Origin of the sequence: Pseudonocardia kujensis (genome assembly GCF_021283305.1) — a bacterium.
In the GTDB taxonomy this organism is placed as follows: Bacteria; Actinomycetota; Actinomycetes; order Mycobacteriales; family Pseudonocardiaceae; genus Pseudonocardia; species Pseudonocardia kujensis.
In genome coordinates, this window is sequence record NZ_JAJSOK010000024.1 from 20,940 (window position 1) to 41,516 (window position 20,577).

20 protein-coding genes and 1 pseudogene are annotated in these 20,577 nt (G+C 69.7%); 14 read left to right on the plus strand and 7 right to left on the minus strand.

Annotated elements, in window-relative coordinates:
- Position 1 precedes the first annotated feature (1 nt).
- The 9 genes from LWC35_RS18280 to LWC35_RS18320 all read left to right on the plus strand — a co-directional run bounded on the left by LWC35_RS18280 (position 2) and on the right by LWC35_RS18320 (position 9,957).
- Positions 2 to 574, plus strand: a complete 573-nt coding sequence (locus LWC35_RS18280) for a flavodoxin family protein (RefSeq protein WP_232871361.1) — start codon at positions 2 to 4, stop codon at positions 572 to 574.
- Positions 571 to 1,695 (plus strand): FAD-dependent monooxygenase, encoded by a 1,125-nt coding sequence (locus LWC35_RS18285; RefSeq protein WP_232871362.1) that lies wholly within the window; start codon positions 571 to 573, stop codon positions 1,693 to 1,695. The genes LWC35_RS18280 and LWC35_RS18285 overlap by 4 nt, the downstream gene beginning before the upstream one ends.
- Positions 1,696 to 1,718: 23 nt before the next feature.
- Positions 1,719 to 3,380, plus strand: coding sequence for an AMP-binding protein (locus LWC35_RS18290; protein WP_232871363.1), 1,662 nt, complete (start codon positions 1,719 to 1,721; stop codon positions 3,378 to 3,380).
- A 28-nt stretch (positions 3,381 to 3,408) separates the two neighbouring features.
- On the plus strand, positions 3,409 to 4,413 hold the full coding sequence (locus LWC35_RS18295; RefSeq protein ID WP_232871364.1) for an AraC family transcriptional regulator: 1,005 nt from the start codon (positions 3,409 to 3,411) through the stop codon (positions 4,411 to 4,413).
- Positions 4,410 to 5,282, plus strand: coding sequence for an alpha/beta hydrolase (locus tag LWC35_RS18300; RefSeq protein ID WP_232871365.1), 873 nt, complete (start codon positions 4,410 to 4,412; stop codon positions 5,280 to 5,282). The genes LWC35_RS18295 and LWC35_RS18300 overlap by 4 nt, the downstream gene beginning before the upstream one ends.
- A gap of 115 nt (positions 5,283 to 5,397) precedes the next feature.
- The gene (locus LWC35_RS18305; RefSeq protein WP_232871366.1) at positions 5,398 to 6,582 is read left to right on the plus strand and encodes a cytochrome P450; all 1,185 of its coding nucleotides are present in this window, start codon (positions 5,398 to 5,400) and stop codon (positions 6,580 to 6,582) included.
- Positions 6,579 to 7,535: a PDR/VanB family oxidoreductase gene (locus LWC35_RS18310; protein WP_232871367.1), complete on the plus strand. Its 957-nt coding sequence runs from the start codon at positions 6,579 to 6,581 to the stop codon at positions 7,533 to 7,535. The genes LWC35_RS18305 and LWC35_RS18310 overlap by 4 nt, the downstream gene beginning before the upstream one ends.
- A 21-nt stretch (positions 7,536 to 7,556) precedes the next feature.
- A complete protein-coding gene (locus LWC35_RS18315) occupies positions 7,557 to 8,891 on the plus strand; it encodes an MFS transporter (RefSeq protein ID WP_232871368.1) in 1,335 nt (444 codons plus the stop codon).
- Between the two features lie 142 nt (positions 8,892 to 9,033).
- On the plus strand, positions 9,034 to 9,957 hold the full coding sequence (locus LWC35_RS18320; protein WP_232871369.1) for an IS982 family transposase: 924 nt from the start codon (positions 9,034 to 9,036) through the stop codon (positions 9,955 to 9,957).
- Between the two features lie 200 nt (positions 9,958 to 10,157).
- Here the strand turns inward: LWC35_RS18320 and LWC35_RS18325 are convergent, their stop codons facing one another.
- Positions 10,158 to 11,303 (minus strand): tyrosine-type recombinase/integrase, encoded by a 1,146-nt coding sequence (locus LWC35_RS18325; protein WP_269804394.1) that lies wholly within the window; start codon positions 11,301 to 11,303, stop codon positions 10,158 to 10,160.
- 95 nt (positions 11,304 to 11,398) lie between these two features.
- Here LWC35_RS18325 and LWC35_RS18330 point away from each other — a divergent pair, with 95 nt between their 5' ends.
- The 5 genes and pseudogenes from LWC35_RS18330 (at position 11,399) to LWC35_RS40975 (ending at position 16,373) form a co-directional block, all read left to right on the plus strand.
- The gene (locus LWC35_RS18330) at positions 11,399 to 12,403 is read left to right on the plus strand and encodes an Abi family protein (RefSeq protein WP_232871371.1); all 1,005 of its coding nucleotides are present in this window, start codon (positions 11,399 to 11,401) and stop codon (positions 12,401 to 12,403) included.
- Positions 12,404 to 12,766: 363 nt separating this feature from the next.
- On the plus strand, positions 12,767 to 13,369 hold the full coding sequence (locus tag LWC35_RS18335) for a cadmium resistance transporter (RefSeq protein ID WP_232871372.1): 603 nt from the start codon (positions 12,767 to 12,769) through the stop codon (positions 13,367 to 13,369).
- A 117-nt stretch (positions 13,370 to 13,486) separates the two neighbouring features.
- Positions 13,487 to 14,724, plus strand: a pseudogene (locus LWC35_RS18340) (IS701 family transposase).
- A 463-nt stretch (positions 14,725 to 15,187) separates the two neighbouring features.
- The gene (locus LWC35_RS18345; protein ID WP_232871373.1) at positions 15,188 to 15,868 is read left to right on the plus strand and encodes a response regulator; all 681 of its coding nucleotides are present in this window, start codon (positions 15,188 to 15,190) and stop codon (positions 15,866 to 15,868) included.
- A 154-nt stretch (positions 15,869 to 16,022) separates the two neighbouring features.
- Positions 16,023 to 16,373 (plus strand): DUF4386 family protein, encoded by a 351-nt coding sequence (locus tag LWC35_RS40975; protein ID WP_372463064.1) that lies wholly within the window; start codon positions 16,023 to 16,025, stop codon positions 16,371 to 16,373.
- A gap of 393 nt (positions 16,374 to 16,766) precedes the next feature.
- On the opposite strand, the gene LWC35_RS18350 is transcribed toward LWC35_RS40975, so the two are convergent.
- From LWC35_RS18350 to LWC35_RS18375, 6 genes are all read right to left on the minus strand, one after another.
- Entirely contained in the window at positions 16,767 to 17,201 is a 435-nt protein-coding gene (locus LWC35_RS18350) for a ketoacyl-ACP synthase III (RefSeq protein ID WP_308194581.1), read from the minus strand.
- A gap of 164 nt (positions 17,202 to 17,365) precedes the next feature.
- Complete coding sequence (locus LWC35_RS18355; RefSeq protein WP_232871375.1) at positions 17,366 to 18,199, minus strand: acyl-ACP desaturase; 834 nt, start codon at positions 18,197 to 18,199, stop codon at positions 17,366 to 17,368.
- The gene (locus LWC35_RS18360; protein ID WP_232871376.1) at positions 18,196 to 19,032 is read right to left on the minus strand and encodes an SAM-dependent methyltransferase; all 837 of its coding nucleotides are present in this window, start codon (positions 19,030 to 19,032) and stop codon (positions 18,196 to 18,198) included. Before LWC35_RS18360 ends, LWC35_RS18355 begins: the two co-directional genes overlap by 4 nt.
- Entirely contained in the window at positions 19,029 to 19,283 is a 255-nt protein-coding gene (locus tag LWC35_RS18365) for an acyl carrier protein (protein ID WP_232871377.1), read from the minus strand. Before LWC35_RS18365 ends, LWC35_RS18360 begins: the two co-directional genes overlap by 4 nt.
- A 10-nt stretch (positions 19,284 to 19,293) precedes the next feature.
- Positions 19,294 to 19,758 (minus strand): PaaI family thioesterase, encoded by a 465-nt coding sequence (locus LWC35_RS18370; protein WP_232871378.1) that lies wholly within the window; start codon positions 19,756 to 19,758, stop codon positions 19,294 to 19,296.
- Positions 19,755 to 20,573: a ferritin-like domain-containing protein gene (locus LWC35_RS18375; protein ID WP_232871379.1), complete on the minus strand. Its 819-nt coding sequence runs from the start codon at positions 20,571 to 20,573 to the stop codon at positions 19,755 to 19,757. The genes LWC35_RS18370 and LWC35_RS18375 overlap by 4 nt, the downstream gene beginning before the upstream one ends.
- Between the last annotated feature and the right edge of the window lie 4 nt (positions 20,574 to 20,577).

Sequence of the window (20,577 nt, forward strand, 5' to 3'; positions counted from 1 at the left end):
CGTGGGCTCCATCGCAGTCGTCTACGACAGCGGCTTCGGCCACACCGCCGCCCAGGCCCGGGCCGTCGGGGAGGGGGCCGCCGCGGTCCCCGGGACGGAGGTCTCGCTGTACTTCGCCGAGGAGGTCGCCCTCGACCCCCGACAGCTCGACGGGTGCGACGCGCTCGTCCTCGGCACCCCCACCTACATGGGCAGCGGCTCCGCCGTGTTCAAGACGTTCATGGAGGCGAGCTCCAAGATCTGGCTGGACCAGGGGTGGAAGGGCAAGCTCGCCGCCGGGTTCACCAACTCCAGCGGACACTCCGGGGACAAGCTCAGCACCCTGACCCAGCTGTGGCTCTTCGCGATGCAGCACGGGATGGTCTGGGTCGGCCTGGGCCTGCTGGACGGCAACGGGCGCAGCTCCGGCTCCGACGCCGAGCTCAACCGGCTGGGTGCCTACGCGGGCGCGATGGCCCAGTCGAACTCGGACCAGGGGCTGGAAGGCATGAAGGACAGCGACCTGCGGACCGCCGCGTCGCTCGGTGAGCGCGTCGCGCGTCAGGCGGCGCTGTGGAAGGGGACCGGACTGTGAGGGTACTGGTGGTCGGCGGCGGACCCGCGGGCCTGTTCTTCGCCCTCCTCGCCAAGCGGGCCGTCCCGACGGCGACCGTGCAGGTCCGCGAGCAGAACCCGCCCGGTGTGACCTACGGCTGGGGAGTGGCCTTCAGCGAGAGCGCGGCCGAGGCGCTGCGACCCGCCGCCCCGGACGTCGTCGACGCCCTGACCGCGGGCATGAGTCACGACGAGATGGTGCTCAGCCTCGACGGGACGGACGTTCCGGTGCACGTCGGGCGGAGCTTCCTCAACGCCCGCTGGACCTTGCTGGCGGCGCTGGAACGGATCGCCCGCGAGGCGGGCGTGACCGTCGATCACGATGCGGAGTCCGCCGTCAGCGAGGCCGAGCTGGCGGACTGGGACCTCGTGGTCGGCGCGGACGGGGTGAACAGCCGGACCCGGGAGCGGTTCGCCGAGCAGTTCGCCCCCGCCGAGGAGCTGGGCACGAACTGGCTGGCCTGGTACGGCACGCCCAAGGCCTACCCGCCGTCGATCATCTTGCAGAACAGCGACCACGGCCTGCTGATGAGCCACGCCTCGCAGTTCTCCCCGGAGATGAGCAACTTCACCGTCGAGGTCGGCCAGGAGACCTTCGACCGGCTCGGGTTCGGCGAGATGACCGAGGAGGAGTCGCGGGCGCTGTGCGAGCACCTGTTCGCGAGCTCGCTCGACGGCGCCCCGCTGCGGAGCAACCACTCGCCGTGGTTCCAGACGAAGTTCCTCGGCTGCGCCCGCTGGACCCACCGCAACCTCGTCCTGATCGGGGACGCGTTGCACACCGTGCATCCGTCGATCGGGTCGGGCACCCGCTTCGCAATGCGGGACGCCGTCTACCTGGCGAAAGCCCTTGCCGGCTCCGGGTGGGACGTCGAGGTGGGCCTCAAGGAGTTCGAGCGCACCCGCAAGCCTGTCGCGGACGCCTTCCAGGCCGCCGCCAAGCGGAGCATCGACTGGTACGAGGGCCTGCCCGGCCGCACGGTCACCCACCCCACGAAGTTCGCGCTGGAGTACCTCATGCGGACCGGGCGGGTCTCCTACCGCGACTTCCGCCGCCAGAACCGCGACGTGGTGCTCGGCTACGAGCGCGACCTACGCTGACGCCCCGACGAGAGAGACGTGCGATGACGCTCGCTTCCGACACCACGATCGTCCGCTACCCACCCGAGGTCGAGGCCCGCTACGTCCGCGAGGGCCTCTGGCAGGCCCCGACGATCGCGGAGCACCTCCACGCGATCGCCCTCGAGCACCCGACGACCGACGCGGTGGTCTGCGGTACCACCCGTCTGACCTTCGCCGAGCTGGACCGGCTCAGCGACCAGCGCGCCGCGGGCCTCAACGGGCTGGGGCTCGCCCCCGGCGGCGCCGTGCTGCTGCAGGTGCATAACACCGTCCACACCGTGGTCGCGTGGTACGCGCTGCTGAAGGCCGGGTTGGTGCCGGTCTGCACGCTGCCGCTCCACCGTGGACACGAGATCGGGGAGATCGCCCGCCAGACCTCGCCCGCCGCCCACCTGGTCGCCGCCGCGGACCCGCGCTTCGACCTGGTCGCCTTCGCGTTCGAGCAGGCGGCGGGCACCGAGCGGACGGTCCTCGTGTCCGACGGCGCCGCGTCCGACCCCCGTGCGGTCGAGCTCGACCACCTCGGGGACGACATCGACCCCGCAGCGGCCCGTGCGATCGTGGAGCGTGTGCAGGCGGGGCTGGGCATGCAGTCCCTGGCGGCGTTCCAGCTGTCCGGCGGCACGACCGGGGTGCCCAAGGTGATCCCCTGTTTGCAGGCCCCGTACTGGCTCTACGGTGCGAGTCTGGCCCGCGCGATGGGCTGGGGCGCTGGCGACCGGATGGCCTTCATGATGCCGATCGTGCACAACGCCGGGGTGATCATCGGGCTGCAGGGTCCGCACAGCGTCGGCGCGACGCTCGTGCTTGGCGTGCCCGACGCGCGGGCCGCCGTCGATCTTGTGGTCCGTAACGAGGCCACTGACCTGCTGCTCGGCCCGTTCGCCTACGACGTCGCCCTCGACGAGGGGCTCGCCGCGGCGGGTTCGCTGCGTCGGGTCCTCTTCAGCGGCAAGAAGGTCCCACGCACCCATGTCGACGCCCTGGACGCCCACGGTATCTGGGCCGGACAGATCTTCGGGATGAGCGAGGGCCTGTGCCTGACCACCCCGCTCGACCACCCGCTCGACGCGCGGTCGGAGAGCGTCGGTGTCCCCATCTGCAGCGCCGACGAGATCCGCCTCTACGAGCCCGGGACCGAGGACGAGGTGGCGCCCGGCGAGGTGGGTGAGCTCTGCACCCGCGGCCCCTACACGCTGCGCGGGTACTACGACTCCGCCGAGCACAACCGCCGGGCCTTCACCGCCGACGGGTTCTACCGCACCGGGGACCTGATGGCCGAGCGGACCATCGCGGGAGTGCGCTGCTACACCGTCGAGGGCCGGATCAAGAACATGATCAGCCGGGGCGGAGAGAAGATCAACACCGAGGAGGTCGAGCTGCTGCTCGGCTCGCACCCCGCGATCTCCGAGGCGGCGCTGGTCGCGATGCCCGACCCTCGGCTCGGCGAGCGGGCCTGTGCCTTCGTCGTGACGAGGGAGGGCGCGGAGATCGACCTCGCGGCCGTCCGGGCCCACTTCGAGCGCCTGGAGGTCGCGAAGTACAAGTGGCCCGAGCACGTCGAGGTGCTGGGGGAGATGCCGCGGGTCAGCCAGGTCGGCAAGATCGACCGGGTCCGCCTCCGCCGGCTCGCCGAGGATCTGGCCCCGCGGGCGGGCGCGTAGCGGGCGCGGTCGGGTACGGAGGACCGAAATGACGACGACGCCCCTGCCGCTGCGCCGACACACCCGGATGCAGACCACCGCACTCGACGAGGCCGAGGAGGTGGCGGGCCGGGTGATGTCGGCGCACCGGCTGCGCGCGACCCGCCCCCGGGAGTTCGGATCCCGCGTGCACGCCGTCGCGATCGGCACATCGACGCTGCTCTCCGCACTGTACGAGGGCGAAGCCGAGGTCACGGCTCGGGTTCCGATGGACTACTACACCGCCGTGCTCGCGCTCAGCGGTGGGATGGACGTCGCAACCGATCTGGGGCGGCACCGCATCGCAGCGGGCGGGGCCTGCGTGATTTCACCGGGGGAGCGCTTGTGCCTGCGGTTCGCCCCCCGGACGGCGCAGGTCGCGGCGAAGCTGCCGCGCGCCGTCGTCGACCAGGCGTTCTCCCGGGTCGGGACGGAGCCGCCAGACGGTCTGACCTTCGACCTGCGGGTGCCGGACGACTCGCCGTGGCCCGGGGTGCTCCGGCTGGCGGCCTCCACGGTGGACCGCTTCGACAGCGGCGTGCTACCCGCCGCTGCGGGTGCAGAGCTGGAACGCATGCTGGTCACCACTCTCCTGCTGGCCCAGCCGCACGACCACGCGGCCGCCATGACCCGGTGCGGTGGAGCACGTGGACACCGGGCGGCGGGTGCCGTGGCGGAGAGGATCGCGGCAGACCCGGTCGCGCCGCTGCGCCCCGAGGAGCTCGCCGCTGCGGCGGGGGTGTCGCTGCGCACGCTCCAGGAGGGCTTCCGCTCGCGGTTCGCCACCTCGCTCACTCGCTACCAGCGCGAGCAGCGGCTCGTGCGGGCCCATCGGATGTTGTCCGGCTCCCCGAACGATACGACGGTCGCGGACATCGCCCTGGCCTGCGGGTTCGTTCATCTGGGCCGGTTCGCGCAGGACTACCGCGCCCGCTACGGGATCACGCCGTCCGTCACCCTGCACGGCGCCCGACGTGCCGAGCGCGACGGGCGGCACCGCACAACGAGGGGATGACGATGATGGCAACGACGACGGTGCAGGTGCGAACCACAGCAGGGCCGGTCACCGGCCGCGGCGCGGGCCCGGCCGCCAGGGACACACCGCTGGTGGTGGCCCTACACGGCGGAGGTCATCACTCAGGCTACTTCGACGTCCCGGGGCACTCGCTGCTCGACGTCGGCGCCGCGGCGGGTTTCGAGGTGGTGGCGCTGGACCGGCCCGGGTACGGCGGGAGCCACCCTCCGGCCGGCGAGCTCACCTTCGCCCGTTCCGCGGAGGTCGTCGACGAGGCGATCGGAGCACTGTGGCGGGAGCGCGGCGGTGCCCGGCCGGGCGTCGTCGTGGTCTCGCACTCGATCGGCTCGGCGATCGCGGTCCACCTGGCGGCCCGCCGGCCGCAGTGGCCACTGCTCGGGCTCTCTCTGCACGGCGTCGGTGACCGGTCGCCTGCCCACGTGATCGACGCATGGCGCGCCGTCCCGCCGGGGGCGGGGCCGGTGGAGCTCCCGGCTCCGCAGCGACGGGCGCTGCTGTACGGGCCGGCGGGCACGGTGGATGACGACGCCGTCGACGCGGCCCGGACCAGTGTCGCTCCACTGCCACTCGCCGAGATGCTGGAGATCGTGGACGGATGGCCGGCGGAGCACGGGAAGGTCGCGGCCGAGGTAGTCGTCCCCGTCCACTACACACTCGCCGAGTACGACGGGTTGTGGGTCGTCGACGAGGACCGGCTGGCGGCCTTCGCCCAGGCTTTCAGCTCGGCGCCCTGGGTGACCGCTCGGATCCAGCGCGGAGCGGGCCACAATCTCGACCATCACCGGCTCTCGCGTGCGTTTCACCTCGGGCAGCTCGCCTTCGCCGCGGAATGCGCCGCCCGCCGCTGAGCGCCGAACCGCCGACCGGTCGCGTCGTGCGGACACCGCCGCGTCGACCGGATAGACCGACCGGATCTCCCGGACCACGCTGAGCGCACCCGTCAGTGCAGACGAAGGAGCCGTCTTGTCCACTACACCCGCCGCCTTCGACCACCTCGACGGCACCCTGCCCGCCACCGAGGTTCGTCGCGCCCACGCCGAGATGCGCGAGCGCTGCCCGGTGGTGCACAGCGACCGCCACGGCGGTTTCGACTACCTGACCCGGTACGAGAACGTCCGGAGCGCCCTGAACGACCCGGTGGCGTTCTCCTCCGCCGACGGTGTGAAGATCCCCGCCAACCCCCTGCTCCCGCCGGTCCCGGCCCTGGAGTTCGACGAGCCCGAGCACGCCGAGTGGCGGCGGGTCCTCGACGGACCGCTCACCCCGCGTGCCGTGCGGGCGTTCGAGCCGGTGATCGCCGAGGTCGTCGACCTGCTGATCGACGCCTTCGCCGGGTCGGGGAAGGCGGACCTCGTCGACCAGCTCGCCGAGCCCCTGCCCGCGATCGTGATCGGGCGGATGATCGGGCTCGAGCAGCCGGAGGCCGTGCGGGCCCGCGGCATCGCCGCCGCGCTGTACGCGGCGATGGGCACCGCCGAGTTCCCCGCTCGGTACGCCGAGTTCCACGACACCACCCAGCGGTGGTTGGCCGACCGTCGCGAGCATCCGCGTGACGACATGCTGACGCAGATGGCGAAGGGCGTCGTCGAGGGCAGGACGATCGACGAGGCCGGCGCGACCGGGCTGTTGCTGGCCTACATCGTCGGTGGCCACCACTCCACCGGGTCGGCACTCGGCGGGTTGATCCGGCACGTCCTCACCCTGCCGGGGTTGCGTGACGAATTGATCGCCGACCGAAAGGGACTGCCGCGGGTCATCGAGGAGAGCCTGCGGCTGACCACACCGCTGCAGCTGTTCGCCCGCACGGTCCGGTGCCCGGTGCAGGTCGGCGACCACGAGCTCGCGGAGGGCGGCCGAGTGCTGCTCGACCTGGCGGCGGCGAACCGCGACCCGCGCGAGTTCAGCGATCCCGAGACCTTCGACCGGGCCCGCACCCGCAACCGGCACGTCACCTTCGGGTCGGGCTCGCACGTGTGCCAGGGCCAGCACCTCGCCCGGGCCGAGTTGCGGATCGCGCTGGGCAGGCTGCTCGACCGGATCCCGGACCTGCGGCTCGACGGGGATCCCGTCGAGAGCGGCCTGGTCGGCGGGTCGCTGATGACGCACTACGCCCTGCCCGTCGCCTTCACCCCGGAGGATTCCCCATGACGGACGAGATCGACGTCGTCGTCGAAGCACGCACCCGCCTCGCTGAGGACGTGCTCGAGTTCGTCCTGCGCCCGGTGGCGGGTGGCGCGCTTCCCGCCTGGGAGCCGGGGGCGCACATCGACGTCGCGGTCGGTGACGTGGACACCGATCGGCTGGTCCGCCAGTATTCGCTGTGCGGCGACCCGGCGGACCGCACCGCCTACCGGATCGCCGTGCTGCGCCAGCCTGCGGGACGTGGCGGGTCCACGTGGCTGCACGACCGCGTCGTGGTGGGCGACAAGCTCACCGTGTGTGGCCCGCGCAACCACTTCCCACTCGAGGAGGCACCTGGCTACCTGTTCCTCGCGGGCGGCATCGGTATCACCCCGCTGCTGGTCATGGCCCGCCGGGTCGCGGCGGGCAGCGCGGAGTGGTCGATCCACTACGGCGGGCGCAGCCGCGCGGCGATGGCCTATGGCGAGGTGCTGGCCGAGGTCGCGGGTGGGCGGCTGACCCTCGTCCCGCAGGACGAGTCGGGGCTGATCGATCTCACTGCAGCGCTGGACGCGGTGCCCCCCGACACCCTGGTCTACTGTTGCGGGCCCGAATCGCTGCTCGCCGCCGCCGAGGCGGCGTGCGCCGCCCGTGGGCTCCGGCTGCGGACGGAGCGCTTCGCGCCCAAGGACGTGGATCCGACCGCCGTGGACCGTGCGTTCACGGTGACGATCGCCTCGACGGGCTCCGAGTACCTCGTGCCCGCCGACCGGACGATCGTCGACGTCCTGCTCGCGGCAGGCGTCGACATCCTCACCTCGTGTGAGGAGGGCACCTGCGGAACCTGTGAGACCGCCGTGGTGGCCGGGTTCCCCGATCACCGCGACTCCGCGCTGACGGACGAGGAAAAGGCCGCGGGGGACCGGCTCCTGCCGTGCGTCTCGCGGTGCCTCGGCTCCCGGCTCGTGCTCGACCTCTGACACCACCCCGAAAGGACAACGATGTCTGGCGCCACACCCACGACGGGGACCGGTCGTCCCTGGCGCGTCGCGATCGCGGGCCTGATCGGCACCACCATCGAGTGGTACGACTTCTTCATCTACGCGCTCGCGGCGACGCTGGTGTTCGCCCCGCAGTTCTTCCCGAGCACGTCCAGCCTGGCGAGCACGCTGGCCGCGCTGTCGACCTTCGCCATCGGCTTCGTCGCCCGGCCCATCGGCGGCGCGCTGATCGGCCATTTCGGGGACCGAGTCGGCCGCAAGAAGATGCTGGTCCTGTCCCTGCTCGTGATGGGCATCGGGACGGCGCTGATCGGCGTGCTCCCGACCTACGAGACCATCGGCGTCGCCGCCCCGATCCTCCTCGTGGTGGTGCGGCTCGCGCAGGGGCTCGCGGTCGGTGGCGAATGGGGCGGTGCCACGCTGCTGGCCCTCGAACACGCCAAGACGCCGGCACAACGCACGCTGTTCAGCTCCCTGCCCCAGGTCGGCCTGCCGCTGGGCGTGGTCCTCTCCAGCATGGTGTTCCTCTTCGTGCGGCTGTCCATCGGGGACGAGGGCTTCATGGCCTGGGGCTGGCGCCTCCCGTTCTTCGCCAGCGCTGTGCTCGTCGTCGTCGGCCTGGTGATCCGCCTGAAGATCGACGAGAGCCCCGAGTTCGAGCGGCTGCGGGCGCGGAACACGGTCCGACGCGCCCCGATCGCGGACGTGTTCCGTGCCCCGCGGATCTGGGTCCCCGCGTCCGGGGTCACCATCGCGGCCTCGGTGCTGGGCAACCTCCTCCTCGCCTTCGTGCTCGGGTACGCCGCGCAGGCGAAGCTGCACAGCGCCTCGACGATGCTGACGGTCACGATGGTCGCCGCGCTGCTCTGGAGCGTGGCCCTCCCGCTCGCGGCGATGCTGGCGGGGCGCTACGGCCGCAGGCCGGTCCTCGTGGCCGGGATCGTGGCGATGGGGCTGTGGGCGTTCCCCTACTTCGCCTTGGTGGAGTCGGGTTCGACGATCGGCCTCCTCGTCGGGTCGATCGTCGCCGCGCTGACGATCGCCTTGATGACGGGGCCGTACGGCGCCTACCTCACCGAGGCCTTTCCGGCCGAGGTGCGATACAGCGGTGCCTCCGTCGCCTACGGGATCAGTGGGGTTCTGGGCGGTGCGTGTGCGCCCATCGTCGCGACGCTGCTGGCCAGTTCGACCGGGGGTCTCACCGCGGTGGCGGGGTACGTGGCGGTCGCCGCCCTCGTCAGCCTGATCGCCACGCTGGCGCTGCGCAGCCCCTACCGCCCGGACGATGTCACCGGATCAACGGCCTCGCCTGCCGAGCCCGCGGCCAACGCGTAGCGGACTTCCGACACGCCCGAGCGGACGATCCGCTCGGGCGTGCACTCGTGCGTCGGCTGTCCGCGGGATCGGCGCACTAGACGAGTAAGTCCTAACGGCGAGCCTGCCCAGAACATGGCAGGAGGGTGTTGAAGATCCGTTTGTGACGACAGACCTCAACACCCTCCTGACCGGACTCTACGTCAAGATCGATGACTGGCTCGGACAGCGCACCCGCACGGGCAGACCACCGAAGTTGACCGACGCCGAGTTGCTCACCCTGGCCGTGGCGCAGGTGCTGCTCGGTGTCCGGTCCGAGGCCCGTTGGCTGCGGTTCGTGCCCCGCGCATTGCCTGCCGCTTTCCCGTACCTGCCCGGCCAATCGGGCTACAACAAGCGCCTGCGCGCCGCGTTACCGCTGATCAAACACCTAATCCGGGTCCTGGCTCGTGACACCGACCTGTGGCCCGACCCGGTGTGGGTCGTGGATTCCACTCCGGTCGAGTGCGCCCGACCCCGCCCCACAGCCCAGCGGTCGAACCTGGCCGGCTGGGCCGGCTACAGCTACTGCGCCAGCCACTCCCGCTGGTTCTGGGGGCTGCGCCTGCACCTGATCGCCACCCCGGCCGGGCTCCCCATCACCTGGGCCTTGGCCGACCCGAAGATCGACGAGCGCCAAGTGCTGATCGCCGCGCTCGATCACGACCACTCACTGACCGCTGACCGGCCCGGCCTGACCATCATCGCCGACAAGGGCTACGTGTCCCGCGAGCTCGACACCTACCTCGCCGACCGTGGTGTCACGCTGCTGCGCCCGTCCTACCGCAACCGCACCCCACAACCTGGTGAGCACCTGCTCAAACCCGTCCGCCAGCTCGTCGAGTCGATCTTCGACACCCTCAAAGGACAGCTCGACCTCGAACTTCACGACGGCCGCAGCATCGACGGGGTCGGCGCCCGGATCGGGCAACGCCTCCTCGCGATGACCGCCGTCATCTGGCACAACCGCGCCACCGGCCAGCCCATCACCCGATCCCTGACCGCCTACGACCACTCGTTTCGTCCTGGAAACCACCTAGATGAGTAAGTCCGAAGTCGGTCAGACTCAGACGGCGTGGCCTCCTTCGTGGCCTCCAATTGGTTCCGGCGATGCCAGTGCTGCCTCGTTGCGAGCCGCTGAGCTGCGGCGATACGGGACATGCCTGTCGCGACCGCGTGGACGGCAATTCTCGTAATGCGTAGGTCTGGGGTTCGACTCCCCAAGGCGGCTCCACGTAAGTCCGCAGGTCAGACGGCATGTTGACCTCCGGCGAAGCGATCTTCAGCGAAGATCATCGGGCGGCTGGTCCGCATTTGGTCCGCACTTGCTCGAGCGCGAGCCTCGTGGAGGCGGTCCGCGACCGTGTCGAGGTCGTCGGCGAACAGGTGGGCGTAGACGTCGAGGGTGACCTTCGCCGAGCTGTGGCCGAGCATCCGGGAGACCACCACGACGGTCGCGCCGGCTTGGATCGCCAACGAAGCCGCGGTATGCCGCAAACCGTGTGGAGTGATTCCTCCGAGTCCGGCCCTCTGCGCGGCGGCGTCGAACACATTGCGGCGGAAGTTGCCGTTGCGGAGGATGCTGCCTTTTGGCGACGGGAAGACGAGTTCTGCGGGCGAGCGCCCGGCGACGAGTTCGGCGAGATCGTCGACAAGAAATGCCGGCACTGGGACGTCTCGCCGCTCGTGGTCTTTTGGAGTGCCGATGATCGCCTTCCCACGAACTTCGGCCATTGCGCGAGTCACGCGGATGCGGCGGCGGAGGAGGTCGACGTCCTCGACCTGGAGGGCCACCGCCTCGCCCCAGCGCATGCCCGTGTAGCCGAGCGCGTTGATGAGGACGGCATAGTCGCCACACTCGGAGGCGAGTCGGCCGACCTCGGCGTGGGTGAGAAAGACCCTCGGCTTGGCCTTCGCTCGAGGGAGCGGAACGCCGGCGGCGGGATTGCGGCTCAGCCGTCCGTCGAGAACCGCGTAGGCCAAGGAGAGCGACAGGATTCGGTGGATGTACCGCACCGACCCGGCTGCCAGACCTGACGACGCCAGCCGTTGCAGCCACGCGGCCACATCGGCCGGCGTGACGTCCGCGATAGCGATCTGCCCCCACGTTGCAGCGAGGTGCTTGTCGACGATGCCGCCGTAGCGCGCGATCGTGGTTGGCTTCAGCTGCGACTGGGCGTCCAGCCAGGTTCGGGCCCACTCACCGACTGTGATCCGGGAGAGGTTGGGGTCGATCCACTCGCCGCGGGACTTCGATACCTCGACGCCTGCGAGCCAGCGCTCCGCGTCGATCTTCCGGGTGAAGTGTTTGGAGCGCCTTCTTGATGCCTCGGCTGCTGCCCTGGCAGAGCCAGTTGCACCAGCTCCGCTTGCTTCTCCGATGCACTGCGCCAGTGATCCATGCTACAGTGCGCTCACTACATCCCCCACGCCTCTCCACGATGCGCACTTGGGGGATTTTCTCTGCCGCGGGCATGGAGGAGCGCTGCATGCCTGGACGAACGCGCGCCCCACGGCCGCTGCGTCCCCGCGGCTCGCTCCCCTACGACAAGCCGCCGCTGAGCCTGAACCAACTCGTCGACAGGCTCACCGAGCGCGGGCTGCGGATCCCGGCCCCGGATCGTGCTCGAAGGTACCTGCGACACATCGGCTACTACAGGCTCTCGCCGTACACGATCCCTTTCCAGCACGGTGGACCGAATCACCTCTTCCGCGAAGACACAGGGTTCGACGACGTGCTCGGCCTCTACGCCTCCGACCGCGCCCTTCGGTTGCTCGTCATGGACGCGCTCGAACGCGTCGAGGTCGCCGTGCGCGCCGCGCTAACCGACCGCATGTCGACGACGTACGACGACCCGCACTGGTACACGGACGCCAGGCACTTCAACGATCGCGGCAGGCACAATCGGCTAGTGGAGATCGTTCGAACCACCTGCGACGAGCGGCTGCGCGGGACACCGGACGCCGGCGAGGACTCGCTAGTCCACCGCTCCGCCCTTGAGCACTACCTGACGACCTACGGCTCGCCCGAGCTTCCGCCGTCCTGGCTCATGGTCGAGACCCTGACCATCGGTCAATTGGCCAGCGCATACCGCAACCTGGGTAAACGGTCCGACCGAACCGCGGTCGCCACGAGCATCGGGCTGACCGCCCCCGTGCTTGGGTCCTGGATGCACACCTACGTCCGCGTACGTAACGTCTGCGCCCACCATGGGCGGCTGTGGAACGTCGGCCTCGGCGTGTACCCGGCGATCCCGACAACTCCCACGATCTCGTGGTTGCAGAACGCGGACTCCCTTCCGGAGAGGTCGCGAAAGCGCCTCTACCCGGTGCTGGTGTCTCTGCAGTCGATCCTGGACTCTGCGTCTCCGCGCAGTAGGTGGGCGAAGCGGCTCCACGACCTTCTCAGCACGCGGCCGCCGATGAACCTTCGCGGCATGGGCGTCCCAGATGGCTGGGCGGACGACGGCTTCTGGAGCCGACACCTCGCTTGAGTCCCGGCTTGAGCGGTGCTTGCGTTCGTCAGCGGGCTCCTCGGCCCGGGGCTGTCGCGAGGTTGGAGCCAACGATGATCTCTGGGTTATGAGTCGGGAGCAGTAGGTCTCTGGGCGTCTCATCCGAGCCCCCTGTAGGCCCTGACCTTGCTGGACATTCTCGCGCCGTCTCAGCAGTGAACACCAACGATCGGCAGTTGCACCGGGTCGTGGTCACAGTTCTGGTCACGGCGGCGCCCCGAGATCCGGGCTCGCCGGTCCGCTCGTGATTGGACAGAGGTGTGACGAACCGGCCGTCTACGACACGCCCGGGGCGCTTCTGCCAGTCTGGGAGCTAGCGAGCCAGCGGACGACAGGGAGACGATGTCGCTCAGCCAGATCGGCCAGGCAGCCGGGATGTTCGCCGTCACCAACGTCGACGACATCTTGATCCTCGCACTGTTCTTCAGCCAGGCTGCCGGCCGCCGCGCCGCCGAGGTCCGGGTGGTGGTCGGCCAGTACCTGGGCTTCCTTGCCATTCTGGCCGCCTCGGTGGTCGGCGCCCTGGGGGCTGGGCTCCTCCCCGACGCGGTCATTCCCTACCTTGGCCTGCTCCCCCTCTTTCTCGGAGTTCGAGCAGCTTGGCAGGCCTGGCGCCACCGTCACGACGAGGAAGAAGACATCCCGGAGTCCGGATCCGCCATCGGCCTTTCGATCTTGGCAGTGGCCGGCGTGACGTTCGCCAACGGCGGCGACAACATCGGTGTGTACGTCCCGGTGTTCGCCACCAGCGGCGTCGGAGGGATAGTCGCCTACTGCATTGTGTTCCTCGTACTGGTGGCGCTGTGGTGCGTTCTGGGTCGATTTTTCGCCACCCGCCCGCTCATCGCCCGGGCCCTGGGCAGGTGGGGCCACATCGTGCTGCCGGTCGTCCTGATCGGAATCGGCCTGGTCATCCTCATCGAGGGCGGGGCCTTCGGGCTCTGAGCTGCGCCAGACTCGCGCTCGCTGTGAAGTGAACGGAGCGCAGCCAAGGCTAGTACTGCAACGGCAGTCGCGGCGTGTCGTGAGAGCTGAGCACCGTTCGGCGGTGAAGATCACCGCGTGGTGGATCTTGCCGGGTGGGTGGCCTCGTTGGACGAGCTGGTGGAGTGGGTCGGTCGTCGGTTCGCCCGTGCGGAACCACGGGTCCGCGTCCGCGCCTACGTGCGAGGGCTACTGGCGGGTTTAGAGCGCAAGAACGCGGGGACGTTGGCCGAGCATTCCGAGGCGGTGTCCCCGGATGGGATGCAGCGGCTGCTTCGGACCGCGGACTGGGACGTTGAGGGCGTGCGCGATGACGTGCGCAGCTATGTCCTCGATGAGCTCGGGGACCCGGCCTCGGGGGTGTTCGTGTCGACGAGTCCGGGTTCATCAACAAGGGAACCCGCTCGGCCGGGGTGGCCCGCCAGTACACCGGCACCACCGAGAAGATCGACAACTGTCAGGTCGGGGCGTTCCTGGCCTACGCGAGCTCGCGGGGGCGGGCGTTGATCGACGGGGAGCTCTACCTGCCGACCTCGTGGACCGAGGACCCGGATCTCTGCGCGGCTGCCCGGGGATCCCCGCCGAGGTCGGGTTCGCCACGAAACCGCAGCTCGGGATCGCCATGCTCACCCGCGCCTGGCGGGCCGGGCTGCTCGACCGCGAACCCGGGTCGACAGCCGGGGCGCCGTGGGTGACCGCGGATGAGCTCTACGGCCAGAACCCGACCTTTCGCAACTGGCTGGTCGACCACGAGATCCTGTTCGTGCTGGCCACCCGCAACGACGATCTGCTGACCAGCCCGGACGGGCACCGCCGCCAAGCCAAGGTGCTGGCCACGATCGCGGGGCGCGCGACCCCGACACCGACACCTCCGGCTGGGAACGGCGGTCGATCGGCGCCCACGGCGAACGCGTTTACGACTGAACGGCGGTCGTCCTGCACGCCGAGGGCCTGCCCGACGGGTGGGGACACTGGCTGTTGGTGCGCCGCCAGACCGAACCCCCGCACAGCAAGACCGTCCGCGAACTGGCGTTCTACTGCTGCGCCCCCCCGCGGCCACCCCGCTGTGCGAGCTGATCCGGGTGGCCGGGGCGCGCTGGGCCATCGAGGAGTGCTTCCAGGCCGCGAAGAATGAAGCTGGCCTTGACCACTAACAGGTCCGATCATGGCGGGCCTGGTACGCCCACATCACCCTGGCCAGGCTCGCCGCCGCCTACCTCGCGACCACGCGCGCCCACGAGATCGACCGGGACGACCATCGGGCGACCGAAAAGGGGAACCTCCAGGCCGTCACGGCGAGTCCGATGACGAGCTGATCCCGCTTTCGGCCAGCGAGATCCGCCGCCTGCTCGCCGCCGTCGCACTCGCCCCGGCCAACTGCCTGACCAGCACACTCGCCTAGTCGGCCTGGCGCCGCAGACGACAACACCAAGCCCGCGCCTGTCACCACCGCCGCCGCGGCCAACGACCACCCGTCTGCTCAACTGCCGTTTCAGTACTGATGAACACCAGCGATGGCAGCGTCATCTCGTCCGGGATCAACTACACGTTCTGGTGCGAGCTGCTCGGCGGCTGAGCGCTCCTACTACTGCAACGGTGGCGGGCGAGCTCACCGGATCTGAGGCGGCTCAGATCTGATCACCACAGGCCGCCCTGAGGATTCGCATCACCCGCCTGCATGAACGATCCATGGCGAGCTGATCGAGTGGTGAGAGGTAGAGGTTGCGCTGAAGATGTGGTGAAGACTGTGCAGAGGATCGAGGTCGTTGAGGAGGTTTAGTGACCCTCACTGTGTTCGTCCTGGACGATCACGAGATCGTCCGGCTCGGCGTCACCTGGCTGCTCAAGAGGGAGGACGATCTTGAGGTCGTTGGCGAGGCAGGCACTGCCGCTGAAGCGCTGGTCCGCATTCCGGCACTCCGGCCCGACGTCGCCATCATCGACGTACGCCTTCCTGACGGCGACGGGGTGTCGGTGTGCCGGGAGGTGCGGGCCACGATGAAGCTACCGCCAGCATGTCTGATACTCACCTCGCACTCCGACGACGAAGCCTTGTTCGGGTCGATCCTGGCGGGCGCCGCGGGCTACGTGCTGAAGCACGTCGCGGGCGCCCGTCTCGTCGACGCCGTACGCACTGTCGCTGCTGGGGGCTCGCTGCTCGATCCCAGAGCCACTGCCATGGTGCTGAACCGCCTTCGCAACGGAAAGGAAGACCACGAAGAAGACCCTCGCTACGCCGCCCTCTCGGCACAGGAACGTCGCATCCTCAAGCTGATCGCCGAAGGGCTGACCAATCGACAAATTGGCGCGGAACTCTACCTGGCGGAAAAGACAGTCAAGAATTACGTCTCCACGCTGCTGCGCAAGCTCGGCCTCTCCCGCAGAACCGAGGCCGCTGTCTACGCCATCGAACGCCGTGACGGCCTGCCGTCTCGAAGGGTCCCGCGCGCCGGTCCGTGACGGAGGCTGGGAACGCACACACCGGGAGCGCCGCAGCGAATGATGCCCCTCGGCGGCGCCGCGTGCTCAGCGCACAAAGCCGGCTGCGGCGGTGGCGCTCGGACTTTACGGCGTCCTGCAGGCGGTGGACGGATCGCTCTCAAACAGGCCGTTGATGCCTGGGCGAGCGCGCCGGAAGCGGAGAAGGGCCCGCTTCGCCAGCGCCGAGACGATTAGGTGGCTGGAGTGGGGCACCAGGAGCTATCAGAGCTTCATGTTTGGTCTCGCCTTGATCCTTCTCGGCAGCGCGGTGGCCTCGACGGCAAGACTGCCGAGAGCCCTTGGCTACGTGATGGGGCTGTCCGGTCTTGCCCATGTCGTGCAGGGTTGGGTGGTCGGATCCGAGGGCTTCCCGGTAAGCAACACGTTCGCGATCCTGGGCGGCTATGTCCTCATCCTGGCCTGGATCATATGGCTTGTTGTGGTCGCCTGGCGAACAAGGGAGTCGTCCGGAGCACCTCCATAGCGATCGACCCGTGGCTCTTCGCACGATCGGCGTCGGACTAGACCCCGGGCAATCGTCCCCTGGCCCGCAGCACCCTACGGCCACCGATCCGACCCCGCCGCGCCGCCGAGCTCGTCGCTGCAGTTCAGACCCTCATGACCGAGTGCCGTTGCAGTCCTAGGCTAGTCACCGTCGGGCGCGGCACGCGGATACTCGCGCTGCTCAGGGTCTTCGCGGCCTCGGCCGAACAGGCCGAGCCGCCTCGCCACGGCGCCGAGGATTTCGGTTGGCTTGGTGCCCCACGAACCGGTCCACAACGTCGACCGCCCATCCCGTCCGGGCCGACACGTCACAGGTTGCGCGGGTCCCCCGGTCGACGGCGTTGCGGTATACCGCCTGTCCCTGCATCGTGAATCAGCGCTCGGTCGAGCCGGGGTCCCGCGAGCCGCCGCCCGGTGTGAGGGTGAGGTCCTCCTGGTCGCCGTCGGAACCCAGCGTGAGCGCGTGCACCGTGTCCGACCCGGGCCGTAGCACCACTGCGCCGGCTCCGTCGCCGAACAGGAAGGCAGTGCGCCGGTCGTTTGGGTCGATGATCGTCGAGAACGTGTCCGCGGCGATCAGCAGGACCGAGGAACGGGTCGCGACCAAGCCGTTCGCGGTGGCGAGTCCGTAGAGGCACCCCGAGCACACGGCATTCACATCGAAGGCCGGTACTGGTCCCAACCCAAGACGGGTGGCGACGAGTGGGGCCGTGGCCGGACACGTACGCTCCGGGGTAGTGGTGGCCAGCACGAGGGCGTCCACCCCGCCGATGCCGTCGTGTTCGAGGGCCCGCGCTCCGGCCTGCACGGGCGAGATCGGAGGTCGCGGTCCCCTGGTCGACGTGGTGCCGCGTCACGATGCCCGAGCGGCTCCGGATCCACTCCTCGGTCGAGTCGATCCGGGCGACGAGGTCGGCGTTCGTCACCATCCGCTCGGGGGGGCGTGCCCGATCCTGGTCCACTGCGCGTCCATCACGCCATCGTGCGGGCAGCTGCCACGAAGGCCATGAGCTCGTCGAGCTTGTCGGTCCGGGCCATGGTCGCCCGGTCAAGGACCTTGATCAGGCTGTCGTAGGCATCCGTGTGGTCGTACCGGGCCGTGTCGGCGATCTTCAGCGCCCAGCGCCAGTACCCGCGCATCGTGTCGGCGAGGGGCATGCGGAATGTCGCGATGACGTCGCGGATGGGCTCGACGACAGCGTCCCCGTGGTGCTGCAGATAACGGGTGACGACGTCGGCCATGAAGGTGAAGTGCCGGGCCTCGTCCCGGGACAGCCGGGTGAGAACGTCGGTGAGCACCGGCTCGTCGATCACCGAGCGGAGCTGGCGGTAGTAGATCTGTGTCGCCTTCTCCTGCACCAGCGCGTAGGCGAAGAACTGCACCGGGTGCTCGTAGGGCAGGTCGAACCGCTGCGCCCCGACGGCCGCCAGCGAGGTTCGCAGGGCGTCCTGCTCGGAGATGCCCGCCGCTACCTGGTACCGCGCCAGAGCGCGGGCGTGGGTGTCCTCCTCGGACGCCCAACGGACGGTGAAGTGGTAGAGCTCGCGGTTGTGTGCGAACACCTCCGGCTCGACGGTGTCGTCGACCGGGAAGTGCCGCTGGTAGACGTCGAAGTATCCGGGCAGGTGATCCTCGATCACGGTCACGAACTCGACTGCCGAGCGCTGCCCCTCGGTGAGCCGGTCCGCGTCCGCGGCCGCCCAGGCGAAGGAGCTCTCCGCGTCCCAGCGCCGCTCCGGAGTCGCCGCCGCGAGGTAGGTGTCGACGGCCGGGGCGAGCTGGGCGGCGGTCAGCAGCCCGTTCACCGCGCGTTCCTCAGCACGAGCGCGTAGTGCTTGGTGGTGTAGCCCCACCCGGCGTTGGAGACGTCGAGGTAGTGCTCCAGCTGCGCCGCGATCCCCGGCCGGACTGCGTCGAGTGCTGCCGCGCCGGTCCGCACGTTCTCGCTCCACTGCTCGATCGTGCGGTGGTAGTGCCAGGTCAGGTCGAGCGTCGTCTCGATCGAGAAGCCGACGTCCTCCGCGGCCGCGACAAGCTCGGACAGCGGGCGCAGCTCGCCGTTGCCGAAGATGCTCCGCCGCACGAAGTCGGTCCCGTCCACCCGGTCGAAGCGGGCACGGGTCGCCGCGTTGCGGAAGCAGGACTCCGAGACGTACATGCGGCCGTCGCGGCGCAGCAGCCCGCGCGCTTTGGCGAACACGGCTTGCAGGTCCGGCATGTGCACGACGGAGCCGAGCGCGGTGACCGCATCCAGCCCGCGCGGCAGCTCGGTCGCATCCTCGAACGGGCTGGTGATGACCCGGACCCGGTCTGCGAGCTCGAGCTCCCGGGCACGCTTCTCGACGTACTCCCGCTGCCGCCGCGCCGGACTGATGCCGGTGACATCGCAGCCGTGGACGCCCGCGAGGTGCAGGACCAGGGCGCCCCAGCCGGAGCCGATGTCGAGCACGCGCGAGCCTGGCCGCACGTGCACCAGGTCCGCAACGACATCCATCTTCCGCCGCTGGGCCTCGTCCAGGGTCTCCTTCCCGGTGTCGAACCAGCCAGAGCTGTACTTGCGGGACTCCCCGAGGAACAGCCCGAAGATTCGAGGGTCGAGGTCGTAGTGCTGGTTGGTCGGGTGCTCGAGCGTGGTCATCCGTCGAGCGCCTTTCGCACCACGCCTGCCACGTCGGCGATGGTGCTCACGCCGAAGACGTCGTCGTCCTCCAGCTCCACGTCGTACTCGCGCTCGATCCGGGCGATCAACCGCAGCACCTTGATGGAGTCCGTGCCCTCGACCTCGCGCAGGTCGGTGTCGGTGGCGAGCTCGCCGGCGGGCACGGCCAGCACCTCGGCGACGATCGCGCGGACGATATCGGTGATCTGGTCGGCGATGGGGACGGACATGGCGGGCTCCTCAGGACACGGGGTGGTAGGTGGCGGTGGCGCTCGCGACGACGTCGCCGCGGGCGTCGGTCACGTCGGCGGTGGCCTTGACGAGGCCGCCGGCGGCGGCGTTCGCGGAGCCGGCCATCGGCTCGGTGACGGCGGAGAGCACGGCGGTCACGCGGTAAGGGCGTCCGACATGGACGGTTCCGACGTAGCGCATGCGCAGGCTGGTGGTCACGGCCGGCGTGCCATCTCGCAACACGATGAGGTTGCCCATCGTCTCGTCGCAGATCAGGGCGACGATGCCGCCGTGCACCACGCCGGGGTAGGACTCGTAGTGGTGACCCAGGTCGAAGTCGGTGCGGAGGCCGTTCCCGTCGGCGGAGAAGGTCAGGCCGAGCCCGTGCGGGTTCCCTGGTGCGCACCCGAAGCAGCGGTGATCGGTCCGGGTGCGCCAGGGCAGAGCCACCGGAACGGCGGGTCCGACGGTCACGACAGGGCCTCGGCCAGGGCGCGCCGGACCTTGCCGTTGCTGGACAGGTCCCGGTCGGTCAACGAGCCGAAGGTCCTGCGGATCTTTCGCTGCAGCTCGTCGAGCTCGCCGGTGCCGGCCAGCCGGTCGAGGAACAGCTGGAAGCCGGTGTCGATGGTCTCGTGGCCCTCGAGTGCATCGAGACCGGACTTGAACACACTCACGGGGTGCTTGATCGTGTCGTCCGACGTGTAGAAGTACAGCGTCTCCAGCACCGAGGCGAGCTCCTGAGGGTGCTGCGCCAGGCGCTGCGCGGCGAAGTGCCGGAACTCGCGGGCGTGCCCGGCCTCGTCGCGGCTCGCCCGCAGCAGGAGGTCGGCCAGCACCGGCTCCTGCACCCAGGTCGCGACCGCGCGGTACACGTGGTTGACCGTCAGCTCGGAGATGATGTTGGTCGCCAAGGTTGCCGAGGGCGTGGAGCCTGGCTCGTAGGGGGCGCGCATCGCGGCGACGGCGCGGGAGTCCACGTCCTCGCCCACCGCCTGTAGCCAGGACGTGAACGCGTAGTGGTGCTGGACCTCCTGGTACCCCCAGATCACCGCGAAGGCGGAGAAGTCGTAGTCGTCCGCGAACTCGTTGAGGAAGCCGTGCACGGCGGCGATGACGTTGGACTCGCCCATCACCGCGCTCTTCACGAGGGTGACGTGCTCCGGCCTCACCAGGGACCGGTCGATGGTCGACAGGTCGAGCTGGGCGAGCTTCCAGTGGCTGCGGTCGTAGTGACGGAAGACGTCCAGGCTGTGCATGGCGTCCATACCGGGGATCGTGCTGGTCACGTCG

What these genes read in the sequence shown, in the direction of transcription:
- LWC35_RS18330 (WP_232871371.1), top strand. Translation starts at nt 11,399, where the DNA reads ATGCCTGGACGAACGCGCGCCCCACGGCCGCTGCGTCCCCGCGGCTCG.
- LWC35_RS18300 (WP_232871365.1), top strand. Translation starts at nt 4,410, where the DNA reads ATGACGATGATGGCAACGACGACGGTGCAGGTGCGAACCACAGCAGGG.
- LWC35_RS18315 (WP_232871368.1), top strand. Translation starts at nt 7,557, where the DNA reads ATGTCTGGCGCCACACCCACGACGGGGACCGGTCGTCCCTGGCGCGTC.
- LWC35_RS18310 (WP_232871367.1), top strand. Translation starts at nt 6,579, where the DNA reads ATGACGGACGAGATCGACGTCGTCGTCGAAGCACGCACCCGCCTCGCT.
- LWC35_RS18335 (WP_232871372.1), top strand. Translation starts at nt 12,767, where the DNA reads ATGTCGCTCAGCCAGATCGGCCAGGCAGCCGGGATGTTCGCCGTCACC.
- LWC35_RS18295 (WP_232871364.1), top strand. Translation starts at nt 3,409, where the DNA reads ATGACGACGACGCCCCTGCCGCTGCGCCGACACACCCGGATGCAGACC.
- LWC35_RS40975 (WP_372463064.1), top strand. Translation starts at nt 16,023, where the DNA reads ATGCCTGGGCGAGCGCGCCGGAAGCGGAGAAGGGCCCGCTTCGCCAGC.
- LWC35_RS18360 (WP_232871376.1), bottom strand. Translation starts at nt 19,032, where the DNA reads ATGACCACGCTCGAGCACCCGACCAACCAGCACTACGACCTCGACCCT.
- LWC35_RS18365 (WP_232871377.1), bottom strand. Translation starts at nt 19,283, where the DNA reads ATGTCCGTCCCCATCGCCGACCAGATCACCGATATCGTCCGCGCGATC.
- LWC35_RS18290 (WP_232871363.1), top strand. Translation starts at nt 1,719, where the DNA reads ATGACGCTCGCTTCCGACACCACGATCGTCCGCTACCCACCCGAGGTC.